The sequence below is a fragment of the Pedobacter yonginensis genome, assembly GCF_003173595.1.
In the GTDB taxonomy this organism is placed as follows: domain Bacteria; phylum Bacteroidota; class Bacteroidia; order Sphingobacteriales; family Sphingobacteriaceae; genus Pedobacter; species Pedobacter yonginense.
The window spans coordinates 430,478-450,913 of record NZ_QGNZ01000004.1 but is presented as its reverse complement, the minus strand read 5'-3'; the positions used below and the strand labels follow the sequence as shown (position 1 = coordinate 450,913).

At 38.4% G+C, this 20,436-nt stretch carries 17 protein-coding genes; 1 reads left to right on the top strand and 16 read right to left on the bottom strand.

What is annotated here, in order from left to right; genetic code table 11:
- Positions 1-39 precede the first annotated feature (39 nt).
- Positions 40-927, top strand: coding sequence for a 4-hydroxy-tetrahydrodipicolinate synthase (gene dapA, locus DHW03_RS16860; RefSeq protein WP_109927014.1), 888 nt, complete (start codon positions 40-42; stop codon positions 925-927).
- A 113-nt stretch (positions 928-1,040) separates the two neighbouring features.
- Here dapA and DHW03_RS16855 read toward each other — a convergent pair whose 3' ends face one another.
- The 16 genes from DHW03_RS16855 to mraZ all read right to left on the bottom strand — a co-directional run bounded on the left by DHW03_RS16855 (position 1,041) and on the right by mraZ (position 20,047).
- Positions 1,041-1,217: a histone H1 gene (locus tag DHW03_RS16855; RefSeq protein ID WP_109927013.1), complete on the bottom strand. Its 177-nt coding sequence runs from the start codon at positions 1,215-1,217 to the stop codon at positions 1,041-1,043.
- Positions 1,218-1,475: 258 nt separating this feature from the next.
- The gene (locus DHW03_RS16850) at positions 1,476-2,717 is read right to left on the bottom strand and encodes an aminotransferase class I/II-fold pyridoxal phosphate-dependent enzyme (protein WP_109927012.1); all 1,242 of its coding nucleotides are present in this window, start codon (positions 2,715-2,717) and stop codon (positions 1,476-1,478) included.
- A 165-nt stretch (positions 2,718-2,882) separates the two neighbouring features.
- The gene (gene ftsZ, locus DHW03_RS16845) at positions 2,883-4,511 is read right to left on the bottom strand and encodes a cell division protein FtsZ (RefSeq protein ID WP_109927228.1); all 1,629 of its coding nucleotides are present in this window, start codon (positions 4,509-4,511) and stop codon (positions 2,883-2,885) included.
- 130 nt (positions 4,512-4,641) lie between these two features.
- Positions 4,642-6,000 carry a cell division protein FtsA gene (ftsA, locus tag DHW03_RS16840; protein WP_109927011.1) on the bottom strand — a complete coding sequence of 453 codons (1,359 nt, stop codon included), beginning with the start codon at positions 5,998-6,000 and terminating at the stop codon, positions 4,642-4,644.
- Positions 6,001-6,005: 5 nt separating this feature from the next.
- Entirely contained in the window at positions 6,006-7,205 is a 1,200-nt protein-coding gene (locus DHW03_RS16835; RefSeq protein WP_109927010.1) for a cell division protein FtsQ, read from the bottom strand.
- Positions 7,198-8,553: a UDP-N-acetylmuramate--L-alanine ligase gene (gene murC / locus DHW03_RS16830; protein ID WP_109927009.1), complete on the bottom strand. Its 1,356-nt coding sequence runs from the start codon at positions 8,551-8,553 to the stop codon at positions 7,198-7,200. Before murC ends, DHW03_RS16835 begins: the two co-directional genes overlap by 8 nt.
- Positions 8,554-8,721: 168 nt before the next feature.
- Positions 8,722-9,825: an undecaprenyldiphospho-muramoylpentapeptide beta-N-acetylglucosaminyltransferase gene (murG, locus tag DHW03_RS16825; RefSeq protein ID WP_109927008.1), complete on the bottom strand. Its 1,104-nt coding sequence runs from the start codon at positions 9,823-9,825 to the stop codon at positions 8,722-8,724.
- Between the two features lie 90 nt (positions 9,826-9,915).
- Positions 9,916-10,290, bottom strand: coding sequence for a four helix bundle protein (locus DHW03_RS16820; protein WP_109927007.1), 375 nt, complete (start codon positions 10,288-10,290; stop codon positions 9,916-9,918).
- Positions 10,291-10,435: 145 nt separating this feature from the next.
- Positions 10,436-11,626, bottom strand: coding sequence for an FtsW/RodA/SpoVE family cell cycle protein (locus DHW03_RS16815; protein WP_109927006.1), 1,191 nt, complete (start codon positions 11,624-11,626; stop codon positions 10,436-10,438).
- Between the two features lie 15 nt (positions 11,627-11,641).
- A complete protein-coding gene (gene murD / locus DHW03_RS16810; protein ID WP_109927005.1) occupies positions 11,642-13,039 on the bottom strand; it encodes a UDP-N-acetylmuramoyl-L-alanine--D-glutamate ligase in 1,398 nt (465 codons plus the stop codon).
- A 41-nt stretch (positions 13,040-13,080) separates the two neighbouring features.
- Positions 13,081-14,328, bottom strand: a complete 1,248-nt coding sequence (gene mraY / locus DHW03_RS16805; RefSeq protein ID WP_109927004.1) for a phospho-N-acetylmuramoyl-pentapeptide-transferase — start codon at positions 14,326-14,328, stop codon at positions 13,081-13,083.
- Positions 14,328-15,785 carry a UDP-N-acetylmuramoyl-L-alanyl-D-glutamate--2,6-diaminopimelate ligase gene (locus DHW03_RS16800; RefSeq protein ID WP_109927003.1) on the bottom strand — a complete coding sequence of 486 codons (1,458 nt, stop codon included), beginning with the start codon at positions 15,783-15,785 and terminating at the stop codon, positions 14,328-14,330. Before DHW03_RS16800 ends, mraY begins: the two co-directional genes overlap by 1 nt.
- 391 nt (positions 15,786-16,176) lie before the next feature.
- Complete coding sequence (locus tag DHW03_RS16795; protein WP_109927002.1) at positions 16,177-18,276, bottom strand: penicillin-binding protein; 2,100 nt, start codon at positions 18,274-18,276, stop codon at positions 16,177-16,179.
- On the bottom strand, positions 18,266-18,688 hold the full coding sequence (locus tag DHW03_RS16790; RefSeq protein WP_109927001.1) for an FtsL-like putative cell division protein: 423 nt from the start codon (positions 18,686-18,688) through the stop codon (positions 18,266-18,268). The genes DHW03_RS16795 and DHW03_RS16790 overlap by 11 nt, the downstream gene beginning before the upstream one ends.
- Positions 18,685-19,590: a 16S rRNA (cytosine(1402)-N(4))-methyltransferase RsmH gene (rsmH, locus tag DHW03_RS16785; protein WP_109927000.1), complete on the bottom strand. Its 906-nt coding sequence runs from the start codon at positions 19,588-19,590 to the stop codon at positions 18,685-18,687. The genes DHW03_RS16790 and rsmH overlap by 4 nt, the downstream gene beginning before the upstream one ends.
- Positions 19,580-20,047 (bottom strand): division/cell wall cluster transcriptional repressor MraZ, encoded by a 468-nt coding sequence (mraZ, locus tag DHW03_RS16780; RefSeq protein WP_109926999.1) that lies wholly within the window; start codon positions 20,045-20,047, stop codon positions 19,580-19,582. Before mraZ ends, rsmH begins: the two co-directional genes overlap by 11 nt.
- Positions 20,048-20,436 lie beyond the last annotated feature (389 nt).

The window sequence follows — 20,436 nt, the reverse complement described above, 5'->3', positions numbered from 1 at the left end:
GCCTTCAAAGGCTTCCAGGCAAAAAACAATTGATATATAATGAACAAATTTCAGGGTACAGGTGTAGCGCTCGTTACACCGTTTAACACAGATGGATCAGTTGATTATGATGGCTTAAAAAACCTAATTAATCATTTGGTTGATGGAGGGATAGATTATCTCGTTTCTTTAGGTACAACCGGCGAAACCGCTACCATGACCAAAGAGGAGAAGAAGAAGGTGTGGGCTTTTACTGCTGAAATTAACAATAACCGTTTACCGCTTGTTGCTGGAATTGGCGGAAATGACACTGTGGCCGTTGCAAACGACATCCAGGAATTTGACGCCACTGGATATAGTGCCATTTTATCGGTTAGTCCGTATTATAATAAACCTACTCAAGAGGGTATTTATCAGCACTATAAATATCTTGCTGAAAGCTCTCCACTAGATTTGTTGTTGTACAACGTTCCAGGGCGTACGGCTAGTAACATGAGTTCGGAAACGATTTGCCGCTTGGCACATGATTTCAAAAACGTTATCGGAATTAAAGATGCCTGCGGGAATTTTGACCAGTTTAACCAGATTATGAGGGATAAACCTGAAGATTTTCTTTTGATTTCTGGCGATGATCCAATTACTCTACCGATGATTGCCCTTGGTGCTTCAGGAATTATTTCTGTTGTGGGAAATGCCTTACCAAGACAGTTCTCTGATATGATTAGACAATGCCTGGCGGGCGATTTTAAAGCTGCTTTGCCTGCGCATTTAAGTTTAGTAGAGTTTACCCGGCTGGCATTTGCAGAAGGCAACCCTGCTGGCGTTAAGGCCGCTCTAAAGCATTTGAATATTTGTGGTGATACGGTTAGACTTCCTTTGGTAAAAGCATCTTCGGCATTAACCCAAGCAATCGTTACCGAAATTGAAAAGCAAAGCCAATTTGCTTAAAGATTAAACTTAAGCGACGACCATTTTTCAAAAAAACCATTTATCCTCAAAAGCAAAAGGCTTTTAGAAAATTCTAAAAGCCTTTTGCTTGGTTCAAATATTATATCAATAGTTTAAGCTTTGTTTTTAGTGTCTTGCACTTCTAAACGAATCGCTTGAGCTAAATTTTTCAAATCTTGCATTCCCTTGCGAACGCGGGTTCCAGCAGCGCTGTTCCCTTTATTATAAAACTTATCTGCGTCAGCTTCCAAAGCTGAAACTAAATTTTTTACTTCTTCAAATTTTTTCATTTTTAATTACTCCTATAATTTTTAATGTTTAAGTTTTAATTATCTTACTCTAATTTAAACGGTTTAACGGTATAAAAAAATTTTTAGCATTAGAAAAAACAGCCCTTAAAATGGTTTTTTTCCACATTTCGTGCTTTTATAAACATTTTAAAGCTTAAATAACCAAATAAACCGCTATTAATCAGTTCTTTACAAATATCCATAAAATACAAAAGCCCTTTAAACAAGTTTAAAGGGCTTTTATGATTTGTTTGTTACTTAAACAGTTGCAAACAAATTTTCTTTATAATATCCATTTTCTAGCTTGGTAGCCACTTCGCTAAAGGCATCCAATGTACGTTGTACATCTTCTAAAGTATGTACCGCAGTTGGGATTAATCTTAATTCGATCATTCCTTTTGGAATAACCGGATATACCACGATTGAACAGAAAATGCTGTAATTTTCACGTAAATCAAAAGTGATTGCAGTGGCATCAGATAATTCTCCTTTTAAGAAAACTGGGGTCACCACCGAATTGGTTACTCCTAAATCAAAACCACGGTCCCGCAATCCTTTTTGCAAGGTAGTTGCAATTTCCCAAAGTTTATCTTTTAATTCTGGTTTGCTTTTTAGCAATTCTAAACGCTTTAATAAACCCATTACCATTGGCATAGGCAATGCTTTTGCAAAGGTTTGAGAACGCATGTTATATCTCAAGAAATTTGTGATTTCCTCAGTTGAGGCAACAAAAGCACCAATTCCCGCCATTGATTTTGCAAAGGTTCCGAAGTAAACATCAATACCTTCAATACAATCTTGTGCTTCGTGCGTTCCTGCTCCGGTTTTACCCATTGTGCCAAAACCATGTGCATCATCAACCAGAATACGGAAATTGAAATCTTTTTTCAATTCAACAATTTCCTTTAACTTACCTTGAGCTCCACTCATTCCAAATACACCTTCGGTAATTAAAAGAATTCCGCCTCCCGATTCATTGGTTAGTTTTGTAGCACGCTCTAATTGCTTTTTGGCGCTATCAATATCATTGTGTTGATACACAAACCTTTTACCCATGTGTAAACGTAAGCCATCAATAATACAGGCGTGAGATTCACCATCGTAAACAATAACATCGTTTCTATCTACCAAAGTATCGATAATAGACACCATACCTTGATAACCGTAGTTTAATAAGAATGCATCAGGCTTGCCTACAAATTCAGCCAGCTCTTGCTCCAGCTGTTCGTGATATTTGGAGTTACCGCTCATCATTCTGGCGCCCATTGGGTAAGCCATACCGAATTGAGCAGCAGCTTCTGCATCAGCCTTTCTAACTTCTGGGTGATTGGCTAAGCCTAAGTAATTGTTTAAGCTCCATACCAAATGCTCTTTTCCTTTAAACTGCATGTGTGGCGCAATTTCTCCCTCTAATTTTGGAAATGAGAAATATCCATGAGACCATTTTTGGTGTTGCCCAAGTGGCCCCATGTGCTTTGCTATCTTATCAAATATATCCAATGTATTATGTATTTATTGTACTAAAATTTTGCGAATTTACGGTTTATTACGCTTATAATCAACTCGCTTCATCCTAAGCTTGTCAATTAACTTAATTTAACACTCCAATTTTACGCCAAAAAAGCCCCGATTACCTCGGGGCTCTAATTCTATATTTGGTTTATTCTAGTCAACGTTGTCGTGTAAAAAAGAATTGTTTGGTCTGATTTCGGTACCACCTTCTTCATCGTTACTTAGCGTAAAGCGACTCACTTGAGATTCTGAAGAATGCTGAACTTGTTGCAATTGCATTTGTTTGCGTTTATAAGCAGGCTCATTTTCCAATTCTTGTAATCCGTTTGTGGTACGCAATTTCATACTCAAATCTTTCAGGCGCAAAATGCGTTCTTTTGATTTTTTCAATTGCTCCTCCATGGACTCATCATTCTTATCATCATCCAAACCTACAACTGGCATTTCTGGTTCAGGTTCTGGAATAGCAGGAATTTCTGCTACAGGTGTTTCAAAAACATATTCTGTTTCGGCCAATTTAATCTCAAACTCGAAACCTGTTTCTTGTGGTTGCTCTGCCTGTGGTTCTTCTTCTACTAAGGTATGACGAACGATATTATTCTCTGGCTCCTGAACTTTTGGAGTTTCTTGTTTGTTGGCAAACATACCGCCAAATAAATCGGCTTGGGCAATTTCTTCTTTTGCTTTCATTACTGGCTCATAAGAAGGCGTTGTTTTTGGCTGTATAAATGAATTTACAGGCTCAACAGGGCGAACCAATGGCGCTTCTTCTGGCGTTAATAATGATATTTTCTTTTTGTTTTTCTCTTCGTTTACACGTTGTTCTGAAGTTTGGAAACCTGTAGCAATAATCGTTACCGAAAGTTTATCTCCCAGCGATTCATCAGAACAGTTACCCCAAATCAAATCTGCTGATAAACCTGCTTTTTCTTGTATGAAATCTGTAATGATTGATACTTCATCCATGGTTACCTCTCTTACACCAGAACTGATGTTCAATAAGATGTAACGCGCACCTTCAATTTCATTATCTTTTAACAATGGAGAAGCCAATGCACCTTCTACAGCTTGCAAAGCACGATCATCGCCCTCTGCTGCAAAGCTACCCATAATGGCTACACCGCTATCTTTCATTACGGTACGCACATCTTTAAAATCAACGTTGATGTAACCTGGTACCGTGATGATTTCTGCAATACCTTTAGCCGCAGTCGTTAAGATATCATCTGCTTGGCCAAAGGCCGAACCTAGTGTTAAGTTTCCGAAAATCTCACGCAATCTGTCATTTGAAATCACCAGATAAGAGTCAACGTATTTTTTAAGTTCCTCCATGCCTTCGTCGGCCTGGAGTTTACGTCTTTTTCCTTCGAAAGAAAAAGGTGTAGTAATAATTGCAACTGTTAAAATATCAAGTTCTTTAGCTGCTTTGGCAATAATCGGACTTGCACCTGTACCTGTACCACCGCCCATACCAGCTGTTATAAATAACATTTTGGTTGTGCTACCCAGCATGGCTTTAATGTCATCAATATTCTCTATTGCTGAATTTTTACCAACTTCAGGGATAGATCCTGCGCCCATTCCTTCGGTTAAGCTAGCACCCAACTGTACCTTATTAGGGATAGGGCTAAACTCCAAAGCCTGAGCATCGGTGTTACAAATAATAAAATCTACACCATTAATACCAGACAGGTACATATGATTCACTGCGTTGCCGCCACCGCCACCAACACCAATTACTTTGATGATGGATGACTTATCTTTTAACATTTCGAACTGCATATCTTTATGAATCAGTTGTTTAAAAATTTTTAAATTCTGTTCATTACTCAACGTAATATTAACACTTTTTCCACAGACGTTTTCCACAAGTGTTCATAATGTGGAAAACTCTTATTTTGTTGAAAAATAATTAACTTTTCAAGTAATCTTCATCACTTACATTCATATCATCTTGAATGAAAGTTCTAGTTTTTGCAAGTAACTTATCGAATAAACCCGGTCCGCGTTTTTCTTTTTCCTTCGCCACTTTTGCTTTCTCTACAAACACACCTGGTTGTTTCATTTCTTCAATCAACTCTTCTGCTTTCTGGATGCCTTTGATCAACAAACCAACGCTGGTTGCATACATTGGGCTTTTTAAGTCATCGTAAATCGCCTTTGGCATTTCTTCGTATTTAGATAAATGCTCATTTGGATAACCAATACGGCAATCTAAACCGGTAACATATTCTACCGCTTGACTTAAGTGCTTTAATAATGCACCACCACCTGTAATAACGATACCACCGATTAATTTTTTCTCGTATCCGGATGATTTGATTTCATAATATACATGCTCGATGATTTCTTCCATACGGGCTTGAATTACATAGGCAAGATTTTTTACAGAAATTTCTTTCGGCTCGCGACCGCGTAATCCTGGAACGCAAATGATTTCATTTTCTTTATTTTCTTCTGCCAATGCCGATCCAAAGCGTGTTTTTAACAACTCAGCTTGATTACGCATTACAGAGCATCCTTCTCTAATATCTTCCGTTACGCTATTGCCACCAAAAGGAATTACGGCCGTGTGGCGAATGATCCCTTCGTGGAAAATTGCGATATCGGTTGTGCCCCCACCAATGTCGACCAATGCAATACCAGCTTCTTTTTCTTCATCGCTCAACACCGATTCTGAAGATGCTAGTGGCTCAAGAATCAAATCTTGAGTTTGTAACCCTGCATTATTTACACATTTGATGATGTTTTTTACCGCCGTTACCTGTCCGGAAATGATGTGGAAATTGGCTTCCAGGCGTACACCAGCCATACCAATTGGATCTTTAATGCCTGGTTCATTATCGATGGTAAATTCTTGTGGCAATACATGGATAATTTCCTCTCCTGGAGGCATCACCAATTTAAACATATCATCAATTAACTTATCGATGTCTTTTTTACCGATTTCGTTGTTTAATTCTCTTCTGGTTAAAATCCCTCTGTGCTGCAAACTTTTAATGTGCTGCCCAGCTATCCCTACATTTACCACTTGTATTTCTACATTGGATTGTCCGCTGGCTACTTCTACTGCTTGAGCAATACCTTGCACCGTTTTTTGAATGTTAGAAACTACCCCACGTGTAACTCCCGCTGATTCTGCTTTCCCTATTCCTAAGATTTCGATTTTGCCGTGTTGTGTTCTACGACCAACTATGACACAAATTTTTGTAGTACCGATATCTAATCCTACTACAATTGGCGACTGACTGGTAAATTTTGCCTTGTCCATATTCGTTAATTTTGTTGAGTTTTATATTGTTTTTCTAGGGCTCTTATTTCTTTTTCTCGGCTTAACTTTAGCTCGGCTTCCGTTTTTTTAGGCTTCGAAGTGTTTGTTGTTTTTTCCTTTTTTTCTTCTGTTTTTGTAAGCGTTGGCTTGGTTGCTGTTACTGCCTTTTCTTTCTTTACTTCTGGTTTTGCTGTAACGGCTTTTTTAACCTCTGGCTTTTTTACCTCTACCTTCTTTGGTATTGTTTTTTGGGGTTCGGTTTTTTTGGCCTCAGGTTTTTTAGGTTCTGGTTTTGGCGTAGTTGCTGCAACTGTTTTTGCTTCAACAATATCTCCAATTACATCATTTATCAACGAATCAGACACTTTTTGATGTAATCTTAAACTATCAGCCGATGAAATTGTTTTGGGTTTTCGTGCCAATTCTAGTGAGTCTCTTCGTTCGCAAACAATCTGATTGCTGTATTTAATGTTGATGGTTTTGTAACGTCGGGCAATTACTTGTGGCAATGCCCTGTGGTAGAAAACTTTAAGATTTCTCATTTTAACATCAAGCGAATCTGCATTACCAAGAATGATGGTTTCATCGCCAACTCTTGGGATTAGTACCATATCATTTTTTGCATTGACCTCGATCTGTTCAATTTGATTATCCCAAAGGGTATCCTTCTTGATGTATAAGGCTGTTTTGTATAGATCTCTTGCCAATTGCGTGTGTAAAGTATCTACCCGACTACCAAAAACCTCAGTAATATTTCCGGTGGCGACCAACACATTTGCCGTGAAGTTTGATGAAATAGGCATTTTTAAACCATCGTTGTCGATGTAAAAATCTTGTCCACCAGCATTCATAATCCTCAAAATGGGCTGACGCTGTTTTACTTCGATGTGCATCACACCATCCATATCCATATATACTTTGGCAAAGCCAATGTATGGATTGGACCTTAGCTTTTTCTCAATTTGGTGGATATTAATTTTTTCGATGTTTCTACCCAACAAAACGCCTTGATCTTGTCTTAAAATCGCATCAATTTCTTCTCTCTCAATAAAATTATCTGCGCCTGGAATTAGAATTTTAACGTCGGTACATTTTACGGTTTGCTTTTTAACGTTGATAAAACTTAAAAGCACCACCACACCTGCTAGACTAATTAGCCAAGCACAGCCTGTTAAAATGGCGTTCCAGTTTACTCGTTTAAGCATGGTTTAATGTGTTTTTTAAAGGTTCAATCAAAGTATCAATATCGCCGGCACCAACTGTTAAAATTAACTCAGGTTTTGTATTCTTAACTTGTTGAATGACAAAATCTTTTCCACATATTTTTTTATCGTTTAGAGTAATCTTATCCAATAAAAACTGAGCGTTGATGCCTTCAATGGGCAATTCTCTCGCTGGGTAAATATCCAATAGCATCAATTCGTCGGCAGTGCTTAAAACTTTCGCAAACTCATCTGCGAAATCTCTGGTGCGTGTAAACAAATGCGGCTGAAAAATTACGGTCAATTTCTTATTTGGATACAGCTGCCTTACGGCATCAAAACAAGCTTTTAATTCTTCTGGATGATGGGCGTAATCGTCTATATAAATCTGCTGTCCGTTATTTACGATATATTCAAAACGGCGCTTTACGCCTTTAAAATTAGCAACAGCCTGTTTTACTTTTTCTGCATCAATACCAAGTTGCAAAGCAATGGCAATGGCCACGGTTGCATTTTCTACGTTATGTTTTCCGGGCAACATTAAACTAATATTTTTAATGCTTTGTGATTGATCAACGTAATCGAAAACAAATTTTGACCCTTCTACTCTCAAATTTTCAGCTTTTGCTGTTGCCGTGGTGCTGGCTGCATAACTGATGCCATTGGCCAAAGGCAAACCTTCATGGGCATACAGTGTACCACCCTCTTTTAGCTGTCCTGCAAATAGTTTGAAGGATTCTTCAAGCTGGCTTTTATCTCCATAAATATCCAAGTGATCGGCATCCATAGAAGTTACCACTGCAATATCTGGATGCAAGGTTAAAAACGAGCGATCGTATTCATCCGCTTCAACCACCACTACATTATTTTTACCAAATAATACATTGGTGTTATAGTTGCTTGTAATGCCCCCAAGAAAGGCAGTACAATCGTAACCGGTATCTTTTAGAAGATGAGCCACTATTGATGAGGTAGTGGTTTTTCCATGTGTACCTGCAACGGCAATGCAAAACATTCCTTTGCTGATGATACCCAAAACTTCTGATCGTTTTTTAAGGCTAAATCCTTTGTCGTTAAAGTGGCTTAATATTTTCGAGTCTTTTGGAATAGCGGGGGTGTAAACAATTAGGCTGTCATCGTGACGATCTAAAAAGGCACAGGGTAAGGCTGCTGGTTCATCCAGGTAAGTAATGAGGATGCCTTCTTGCTCTAACGTTTCAGTTAGTTTGGTTCTGGTTTTATCGTAACCGCAAACTGCACAGCCTCGCTTAGCAAAATAACGAGCAAGCGCACTCATACCGATACCACCGATACCCACGAAAAACACTCTGTTAATTTTGCTTAATTCCATTTCTTTTTATTTTAGTTTAGAGATCTGAGATACTAGATCTGAGATTTTAGATGTGAGATCAAGACTTACGCCTTACACTAATCTTTATATCTCATGCCTCGTGTCTTCCCGTCACCTATCTCCCGTCTCATATCTCATATCTCCCATCTCATATCTCCCGTCTCCGTCTCACTTCATCAATTTCAACACCTCATTTGCGATAATTTCATCTGCTTGTGGCAAGGCCATTTTACCAAGGTTTGCTGAAAGTAAATCGCACTGTTCTTTGTTTTTTAGTAGCGCCAACGCCTCTTTTACCAACGTTTCTTCTGCATCGCGATCGTTTACTAAAAGAGCAGCACCATTTTTAACCAATGCCATTGCATTTTTAGTTTGATGATCTTCTGCTACGTTTGGTGATGGTACCAAAATAACAGGCTTCTTAATTAAACAAAGTTCTGCTATGGTTCCGGCTCCTGCTCGGCTGATGATCACATCTGCTGCTGCGTAAGCTAAGTCCATTTTATTTAAAAACTCCAAAATTCTAACGTTTGGATGGTGATCTGGCCCCAAACGTTCTATAATTCCTTTGTAGTAGAATTTTCCGGTTTGCCAGATTACTTGCACATCCTGCGCTATAATTTCTGGAAGATGTTTTTCGATGCTTTTATTTAATGTTCCTGCACCTAAACTTCCGCCAGTTACTAAAATCGTTTTCTTTTGAGGATCGAGTTTTAAAAGTTCTGCTCCTGCAAAATGTTTCCCTTTAATATCGATGACTTCTTTGCGTACCGGATTTCCAGTTTTCAGGATTTTATCACCCGGAAAAAACTGATTCATATCATCAAAGGCTACGCAAATTTTCGAAGCCTTTTTACCCAACCATTTATTGGTTACCCCTGCGTAAGAGTTCTGCTCTTGAATTAAATAGGGTATGCCTTTCAATGATGCGGCGTACAATAGTGGTCCTGATGCGTAACCGCCTACGCCCACCACTACATCGGGTTTAAACTCGTTAATAATTTGCATGGCCTTACGCACACTTCCAATTACTTTAAAGGGCAAGGCAAGGTTTTTTACAATTGAGCCTCTTTGAATGCCACTAATGTTTAAGCCTACAATTTTATATCCTGCAGCTGGAACTTTTTCCATTTCCATTCTGCCTGTTGCGCCCACAAACAAGATTTCACAGGCTGGAACAATGCGTTTTAGGGCATTGGCTATGGCTACGGCGGGAAAAATGTGCCCGCCGGTGCCACCACCTGATATGATAATTTTTGGGGAATTATTCATTTTTATTTAATTATTGAATTTTGAATGATTAATTGTTTGAATGTTTAGTGCAAACGTTACATTCCACATTTCTATAAATTACCTTTTATTTCATTTATTATTACTCACTGTTTTCCTAGCTTTCGCTGTTATGGCTAAAATCTCGTTTACTTCCTTTAGCAGAAATTGAGTTTTCAAATTATCCGTAATTCCGGATTCAGTCAAAATCTCTATCCAAAATGCTGTTTCATCTGCCTCCTCCACTACTATACTTAGTTTGGCAAAAAACTCGGCTTTTGACCTACTTCTACAAGCAGCTCTGTAATTTGCGCCAACGGACGATGCTGATCTTATAAACTGTCTTCCAATTATTCTTGCCTCTTCTGTTTGTGGAAGTGTTTGATAAAATTTAATCGACTCCAAAACAAAATTTTTTGTCCTTAATTTAATTCCTGTTACAAAATCTATTTTAGTTACATGCTCCATTGTGATTTTTTATTTTTTTCAACTTTGGGATGTTAACTGAGTTAGATGATTGCTTCAACTTTTCTTATGCTACTATTTTTTTTGCAGCTACACCTAATTTTATCATTTTTTCATTCAATAATTGAATCATTCATTAATTCAATCATTAAGCCATAGCTGGTATTTCTCCAACAATTACTTTATTATTTTTAATTTTTTCGGTTGTTTCTTTTCCGGCGAGGTTTTCTTCAACATCTCTACTTACGCTCAAGATAATCCCGAATGCCACACTGGTAAAAATCATTGAGGTTCCGCCCATGCTTACCAATGGAAGGGGTACACCTGTAACCGGCCCCAAACCAACCGCAACCGCCATGTTTGCGAAAGCCTGAATGGTTAAACTAAAACTTAGTCCGGCGGCAAGCAGTGCACCAAAGGCCTTGGGTGCTCGAGTTACAATTTTTATACATCGGTATAAAAGCACCAGATAAAGTATCATAATCACAAGTCCTCCAAACGTTCCCCATTCTTCAATAATAATGGCGAAAATAAAATCAGAATAAGGATGCGGGAGGAAGTTGCGCTGCGTACTATTACCTGGACCTTTACCAAAAACACCACCAGTTGCCAATGCAATTTTTGCTTGATCTGCCTGGAAAGTTTTATCTGAATGCTGTTGTTCTGGATGAATAAAAGATTTTATCCTTGAGGCATAGGTTGCACGCCTCGGACCCAAAAACACAACAAATAACAATAAGATTGCTCCACCAACACATACAATGGATATTTGCTTAATGCTGATTCTACCAATAATTAACAGCAAAATGCTCACACCAAACAACATTAAAGCGGTAGATAAGTTGGCTAACGCAATTAACACGAAAACCACACAAACTGAGCCCATTATCGGAATGAAAGACTCTTTTACATTCTTAATATTTTCTTGTTTCTTGGTTAACATGCGCGCCAAGAAGGTTATCAGTGCTAGTTTAGCCAAATCGGATGTTTGAAAAGTTAAGCCAATAACCGGAATTTTAACCCAACGTGATGCATCGTTCACATTAGCACCAAAAACCAAAGTATAAAGCAACAACGGAATGGTTATAATCATCAAGATTTTTGAAATTCCCGCATAATACCTGTAATCGAGTAAATGGGCAATGTAGATCATCCCGATACCCATTAAAACGAAAATAAAATGCTTAAAGAGAAACAGCTTTTCAACAGCCTCACCCCTTTTATAAGCCAGCGTTCCTGTTGCACTATATACTGCCATAACAGATATAAGTGAAAGCAGAATGATGATCAACCAGATCCATCTATCTCCTTTTGTTTTATTAAGTAGTGCTTGAAACATATCTTAAGCCTCCTATTATAATTCTCTAACTGCCGCTTTAAATTGATTTCCGCGGTCTTCGTAATTTTTAAATAAATCGAAACTCGCACAGGCTGGCGATAACAATACGGCATCCCCACGTTTAGCTAAGTGAAAAGCAATTTGTGCAGCTTCTTCTGCCGAAAAGGTATTTACAATCACATCCACATCATCCTCAAAAGCATCGTGTATGCGTTTGTTATCTTTCCCCAAACAAACAATGGCTTTAACTTTACTTTTAACCAAATCTTTCAGCATGTTGTAATCGTTACCCTTATCCACGCCGCCCATAATCAAAACCACATCGCTCGTCATGCTTTCTAATGCATACCAGGTAGAATTTACGTTGGTTGCTTTGCTATCGTTAATGAAATCGATACCAGAAATCTTGGCTACATGCTCTAATCTGTGCTCAATATTTTTGAAATTACCCATGCTCTCGCGAATGGTTTCATTTCTGAGCTCTAAAACCTTCGCTACAATACCCGAAGCCATAGAATTGTAAATGTTGTGCTTGCCTTGTAGGGCTAAATCTGATATAGACATGGTTAGTTCGTTATTTGGTTCTGTAAGTATATGTATGGTATTGTTCTCTAAATAAGCACCTTGATCAACGGTTTGCACAATCGAAAAAGGATAAGATTTTGCCAAGGGCTGTTTGGTTTGAAGTGCTTTTAAACTTTCTTCATCGTCAGCACAATAAATGAAAACATCATCTGCTGTTTGATTTTGAATAATGCGCATTTTGGATGCGGCATAATTTTCTAATTTATAATCATAGCGATCTAAATGATCTGGTGTAATGTTGAGTAGAACGGCAATATCTGCCTTGAACTCAAACATATCATCCAACATAAAGCTCGAAATCTCTAACACATACCAATCGTAGCTCTCCGAAGCTACTTGAGCGGCAAAGCTCTGCCCAATATTACCTGCCAAGCCCACATTGAGACCTGCGTTTTTCAAGATGTGATAGGTAAGCAAGCTCGTGGTCGATTTACCGTTTGATCCAGTGATGCAAACCGTTTTTGCGTTGGTGTATCGTTTGGCAAATTCAATTTCAGAAATTACGGGAATACCTTTTGCCACTAATTTCTTAATGATTGGCGCAGTTGCCGGAATACCTGGACTTTTAATCACTTCAACGGCATTAAGGATACTTTCTTCTGTGTGTTTTTCAGCCTCAAAAGGAATTGAAGCACGTTCGAGCATTGCTTTATAATGATCTGCAATTACACCGAAGTCGGACACAAAAACATCAAAACCCTTTTGCTGTGCCAAAAGTGCCGCACCTACGCCACTTTCGCCTGCACCCAAAATTACGACACGCCCCTGCCCTGTCAATCCTGACTTGGCATTAATATTTGGGTTTGTTATCGAGTTATTGGTGTTCATGGTTTTTGTTTATGTTTTGTTGATTTTGATGCTATTCAGTATTATCTCAGTTTTAGTGTTACAATGGTCATAATGGCGAGCATAATTCCGATAATCCAGAAACGGGTTACAATTTTCGCTTCGTGATAGCCCTTTTTCTGATAGTGATGGTGTAGTGGAGACATTAGGAAAATGCGCCGCCCTTCGCCAAACTTCTTTTTGGTGTATTTGAAGTATGATACCTGCATAATCACCGAAACCAGCTCAATTAAAAACACGCCGCATAAAATCGGAATTAACAATTCCTTTCTAATCATAATGGCAAAGGCGGCAATAATACCACCGATGGCCAAACTGCCTGTATCTCCCATAAAAACCTGAGCTGGATATGAATTATACCAAAGGAAACCTACACAAGCACCCACAAAAGCTCCAGCGAAAATCATCAACTCCCCAGAATTCGGGATGTACATAATATTCAGATAATCAGCCATTACAGTGTTACCAGATACGTAGGCCAAGATGCCCAGCGTAGTGCCAATTACGGCCGAAGTACCTGTGGCAAGGCCATCAATACCATCCGTAATATTTGCACCGTTAGATACCGCGGTGATGATAAAAACGGTAAATGCCAGAAAGATAATGAAGGCGTATTTTTGATAGTCTTTGCCCAAAAACTTCAACACCTTTGCATAATCAAACTCATTGTTTTTATAAAAAGGCATGTTGGTTTTAGTCGATTTTACATCTTGGGTATAGTAAAAGGTTTCTCCTTTTTGGCGTAAAACCATTGGCACAGAAGAAGTATTTTTAACATCATCTTGAACGGTTTCTCTAACCACAATATTTGGATGGTAATACATGGTCCAGCCGATAATTAAGCCTAAACCAACCTGTCCAACAACTTTGAACCGTCCTGCTAATCCCTCTTTATTTTTCTTGAAAACTTTAATGTAGTCGTCTAAAAAGCCAATTGCACCCATCCATACTGTAGTTACAATCATTAAGATTACGTAAATATTAGCGATGTTTGCGAACAGAATTGTCGGTATTAGAATCCCCAACAAAATCATAATTCCACCCATTGTAGGCGTACCTTGTTTTTGCATTTGTCCTTCTAAACCCAAGTTTCTCACTGTTTCGCCAACTTGCTTGGTGTGTAAGAAATCTATAATTCTACGGCCATACACTGTGGTAATAATCAGCGACAGGATTATGGAAATAGAAGCACGAAACGTGATGTATTGAAACAACCTTAATCCAGGAATGTCATAGTGCTTATGCAGGTATTCGAATAATAAATATAACATTAGCTGTTTGCGTTTAATTGTTCACTTAAAATTTCTTTATCATCAAAATGGTTGCGCACGCCATTAATCTCCTGATACTTTTCATGACCTTTCCCTGCAATAAGTATTATATCTCCGCTCTGCGCTAAATGGCATGCCGTTTTTATGGCTTCCCTTCTATCCAAAATAGATATGGTTTTACGTTTGTTTGTTGGTGAAACACCTGCCTCCATCTCGTTGATGATGGCTTGAGGATCTTCTGTTCTTGGGTTATCAGATGTTAGGATTACCTTATCGCTCCAATCGCAAGCTACCTGCGCCATAATCGGGCGTTTAGTTTTATCTCTATCGCCTCCACAGCCAATTACCGTGATCACCTGTTCTGTACCTTTTCTGATGTTGGCAATGGTACTCAACACATTCTGAACAGCATCTGGAGTATGTGCATAATCTACAATTCCGATGATTTTCTCTGGTGAAACGATATAATCGAAACGACCTTCAGCCCCCGATAAACGACTTAACAAGGTTAATACCTTGAGTTTGTCCTGCTCTAATAAAATTGCTGTGCCGTACACGGCTAATAAATTGTAGGCATTAAAAGAGCCAACCAGCTTGAAATACACATCTTCATTATCGATGTCTAGATGCAAACCACTAAATTGGTTTTCGATTATTTTAGCTTTGAAATCTGCAATTTGTTTTAGGGCATACGTTTTTTTATACGCCTTCGTATTCTGCAACATTACCGCCCCGTTTTTATCGTCAATATTGGTTAAGGCGAAAGCATTTTTCGGCAAGCCATCAAAGAAAGCTTTTTTCGCTTTTAAATAGCTATCAAAGGTTTTGTGAAAATCTAAATGATCGTGCGTAAGGTTTGAAAAAACACCACCAGAAAAGGTTAAGCCCTCAATTCGGTGCTGTGAAACTGCATGTGAACTTACTTCCATAAAGCAATAATCACAACCTGCATCAACCATTTTCCTTAACAATTCATTTAAGGCGATTGGATTTGGTGTGGTGTGCGTTGCTGCTACAACAACTTCATTTATGTAATTTTCAACCGTAGATAACAAACCTGTTTTGTACCCTAAATCTCTAAACAGTTTATACAAGATGGTTGCTATGGTGGTTTTTCCATTTGTTCCAGTTATACCGATTAATTTTAAATCAGCAGAAGGATTACCGAAATAGTTGCCCGCCATAATGCCTAAAGCCACTGAGCTGTTTTCTACTTTTACGTAGGTTAGGGTAAAATCCTCTATCTCCGGCAAGTTTTCACAAATGATAACAGCTGCACCCTGACTAATGGTTTGTTCTATAAATTGATGGCCATCTGCAACTGTACCCACTACAGCAAAGAAAACATCATCTTGGCCTACTTTACGCGAATCAAAATTTAGGGCGTTAATCTCCCGATCGGTTTTTCCAACCAACTCTTTAATGGTTACGCCATAAAGTAAATCCTGTAGTTGCATTTTTTTTAATTATTAACTTTTTGAATTTTGAATGAGTGAATTTCTAATTTTGAATGAGTGAATTTTGAATGAGTAAATTTTGAATGAATGAATTTTAATTTTGAATGAATGAATTTTGAATGAGTGAATGATAATTGCAATCGCTACATTCTCCATTTTTTCCTTATTTCATTCTATCATTTTCTCATTCCGTCATTCTCTCATTCTATCCTTCCCTCATTCTCTCATCCCATCATTCTCTCATTCCATCATTCTCTCATTCCATCACTCTCTCATTCCATCACTCTCTCATTCCCTCATTCTATCATTCAATCACTCCATCATTCCCTCATCCCATCATTCTCTCATTCCATCGTCCTCACATTATCACATTATCTCATCCTCACATTACCTATTGTAATTCTATCTGTACGCCTATACCTTTTCCTACCTTTGTTCCGGCAAGAATGGATTGACTCACCACTTTACCAGCACCAATCGCTTTTGTCTTTAAACCAGCGTTTCCTAAAAGATAAAGGGCATCTTTTAAACCCATACCTGCAACGTTTGGCATTATGCCTTTACGCTCATTATTTTCTTGAAATACGGTTCCTGCGCTGGTATCAATGGTATTGTAATATTCAGATTTAGAAGCAAATAGCGGCTTAAATCCAAAGGCCTTGTAAACTTTTTGGGTAGCCTTACTTTGTCCTGCTTTGGTTGGTGGATTGCCTGTATTACCCACTAAACGAGTAGGCACATCATCATACATTTGCATATCGCTGGCATAAATACGATCTGCGATTTCACGAAACACTGGTCCTGAAACTAAAGCACCATAATAGTTCCCTTTAGGATCATTTATCACCACAATCATCGAATACTTAGGTTTATCAGCAGGAAAATAGCCCACAAACGATGCTTGATATTGCTTATTAGCCTTATATCCTTTATTCGCGTCAGCAACCTGTGCCGTACCGGTTTTACCTGCAATTTTGTAAAGCGGATTATAAACCACCTGTTTACCACTACCCTCTGTTACCACACCTTCTAGCATCTTTTTAACTTTGCTTAAGGTTTTATCCGAACAGATTTTTTCGTTAATTACTCTTGCTTGAAATTGCTCGATTGGGTTACCCAGTCTTCTAATCTCTTTTACAAAAATTGGCGCAATGTATTTCCCGTTATTGGCAACAGCATTGTAAAACGAAAGCATTTTTAAAGGTGTGAGTTGCATCTCATAACCGTAAGCCATCTGCGGCAAGGTCATATTCTTATTCCAGCTTTTGTTTTTTGGCGTTTTAACCACTGGCTGTGCTTCACCTGGGATTTGTAAACCTAACTTTTCGTTTAAGTGCCAATCGTACAAATGATCTGTAAATTTTGATTGATCCTCGCGATAGCCATTATTTACTAAATACGCAACGGCTGCATTTGATGATTGCTCAAAAGCCTTTTTTACGCTCACTACACCAATACTGCCGTGAGAATCTTTAATTAAGTGACCAGGAATTTGGTAATTCCCTGTTGCCACCATCGTACCTGTATCTACAATTTTATCTTCAAGCAAAGCCATGTAAGAGGCCAACTTAAATGTTGATCCAGGATCTTGATTACCGGCAATTGCGTAGTTAAATTTTTCTTTATAAACGCCTTCTTCTACTTTCGAAAAATTGGCAACCGCTCTAATTTCGCCAGTGGCCACTTCCATCACAATCACCGCTCCATGATCGGCTTGGCTTTTGATCAATTGTTTTTCCAATGCACTTTGAGCCAAATCCTGCATGTTAATGTCGATGGTCGAAATAATGTCCGCGCCATCTTTAGGTGCAACCTCCGCTTCTTCATTTACAGGAATGTAAACACCACCTGCAATACGTTGCATCAATCGCTTGCCCGTTTCACCGTTAATGTACTCATTGTAAGCCCCTTCCAAACCTACACCATTCTTTACATTTTCGTTTTTATAACCAATGGTACGTGCAGCCAAAGCCTGAAAAGGAAGAATGCGCTTGTTTTGCTGAACAGCAATTAAACCACCGCTAAACTTACCGATGTTATACAGCGGGAAGGTTCTGATGACCTTTAAATCAGAATAACTAACCTTGCGGTGAATTAATAAATAACGCGCACTATCTTGGCGACCGATGCGCAAATAACGAGCATATTCTTTTGGTGTTTTATCGCCAAAAAGCTGAGCTAATTTCAAACCCAACGAATCTACTTTTTCATTAAAAACTTTATCATCGGCAATACCGCCCGCAAACATATCCATCCTCAACTCGTATTCGGGTACTGAAGTAGCCAATAAACTCCCATCATTCGAATAAATGTTTCCACGTGTGGCTTCTACATTTACATAACGCGTAGAAAGACTATCTGCCATAGCTTTCCATTTATGCCCCTGTACAAACTGCACCTGACCAAGGCGGAGAAATACCGCCAAAGCAAAAAGCACAATTAAGCCAAATGCCAGATATACACGAAGCAAGATGTTTGCTCTAATATTCATCGCTTTTAACAATTATTTTTTTTGGTGGTTCAATTAATTCTTTTATTCCGAGTGTATCTACCTTTTTAGCCACCTCCGTTAATTTACTTTTAAACATGAGGTCGGCTTTTAAAGATTTATATTCCCATCTTAACTCTTTCACTTCTTTGTTCAACTTATCAATTCGGCGTACATTGTTTACCGCGAAATGGCTGTTGGCAATGTAAACCATACCCAACAAGGCCAAAAAACATAAAAAAGGCAATGCATTAGTTGCGGCATCTTTGGTTACCAACCCATCATTAAACAGCTTGCTAATGAATGAATTGCTGTCCATTTTCTCTTCAGCAGTTTTCGGTTTTTTAGGCGCAGCTTTTAATTCTGGCTCAGGCCCAATCTCTTCTTCTTCTATATCCGCTCTAAACCTGTTCATATTTTCTCTGCAATTCTTAATTTCGCACTGCGGGCTCTGTTATTCTGAGCAATTTCCTCATCAGAAGCAATAATCGCTTTGCGGGTAATCACATTAAATGGCTTTTGTTGGTTTCCGAAGAAATCTTTTTCTACCTCGCCCTGAAATTTACCTTTAGCCATGAAATTTTTAACTGGCCGATCTTCCAAAGAATGGTAAGACATCACCACCAAATGACCGCCGGGCTTTAAAACTTCTGCTGCTTGTTGAAGGAAATTTTCTAACACTTGAATTTCGGCGTTAACCTCAATGCGTAAGGCCTGAAAAACTTGAGCCAAATACTTATTTTCTTTTCCTTTCGGGATATATTCGGAAATGGCGGCTTTAAAACTATCGATATCGGTAAAAGATTTCTCTAACCGAGCAGTAACGATAGCACGCGCTAAAGTCTTGGCATTCTTAACTTCTCCATAAATGCCAAATAATTTATGAAGTTTGTCTTCGCTGTATGTATTTAAAACTTCTGCCGCGGTTAACTTTCCGTTTGGATCCATACGCATATCCAAATCTGCATTGAAGCGAATAGAAAAGCCGCGTTGAGGCACATCAAATTGATGAGAAGAAACCCCAAGATCGGCCAAAATGCCATCTACTTGCTTAAATCCTTTTAAGCGAAGATTATTTTTTAGGAAACCAAAATTTTGATCGATAAATATAAAACGATTATCGTTGGGGATATTAGCTTGTGCATCAGGATCTTGATCAAAGGCAATCAAAGTACCGTTCGGACCTAGGTGCTTCAAAATTTCTTTCGAATGCCCACCGCCGCCAAACGTTACATCAACATAAACACCATCAGGTTTAATATCTAAGCCATCAATGCAGGGCTGCAACATTACAGGAATATGGTAATTATTCTCCATCTTCCCTCCTGTTTTTACTGCCCATTACTTCCTCCGCAAGATTTGCAAAGTTTTCTGGAACATCATCAAATAAATCTTCGTATGCTTTTTTGTCCCAAACCTCAATTTTATCTAACTGGCAAGCCAAAACCAAATCAGCTCCGATTCCAGCAAATTCAACAAGAGATTTCGGCAACAATACACGGCCGGCAGCATCTAGACTAAGCTCCGTTGCACCACGAGTAAAGGCTCTAACAAAATCACGATTCTTTTTCTCGTAAATATTTAATTTGTTTAGGTCTGCAAGAATTGCATCCCAAACTTTTCTCGGATAAATAACCAGATTTTTTTCAAAACCACGGTTAATCACCAACCCATCTTTCTCAGCCTCAGGCAATTGTTTCTTAAGCGCAGCAGGCACCATAAGGCGTCCCTTTGCGTCAAGTTTACAATCGAATTCTCCTAAAAGTTGGGTCATAGTGGTATTTACACTTTTTATCTAGTGTAAAAGTAAAGAGTTTTACCACTTTTTACCACTTTTTACCACAAAAAAGTTTTCAACACCCTAAATTTCTTTTTTTAGGCTTTATCAAGTAACAGTAAGTACACAAACAGAAAATTAAAAAACGCCTTATTTACTGATAACTAAGGGGTTTACGATGAATTTATGAGCATGTGTAAGGAAATCCCACTTTCTAAATTGAGCGCAAAAAAAAACCTCGCAGGTTTTAGTAACCAGCGAGGTTTTGTTTAGTCGGAGCGCAAAAAATTGGCTCGATGTTGCCGTTTAACAGTGAATTTTATGAAGAACTTTTAAGGTCTATTCGTTATCACTAAGACCCTGAAATGAACTCAGGGTAAGGATTG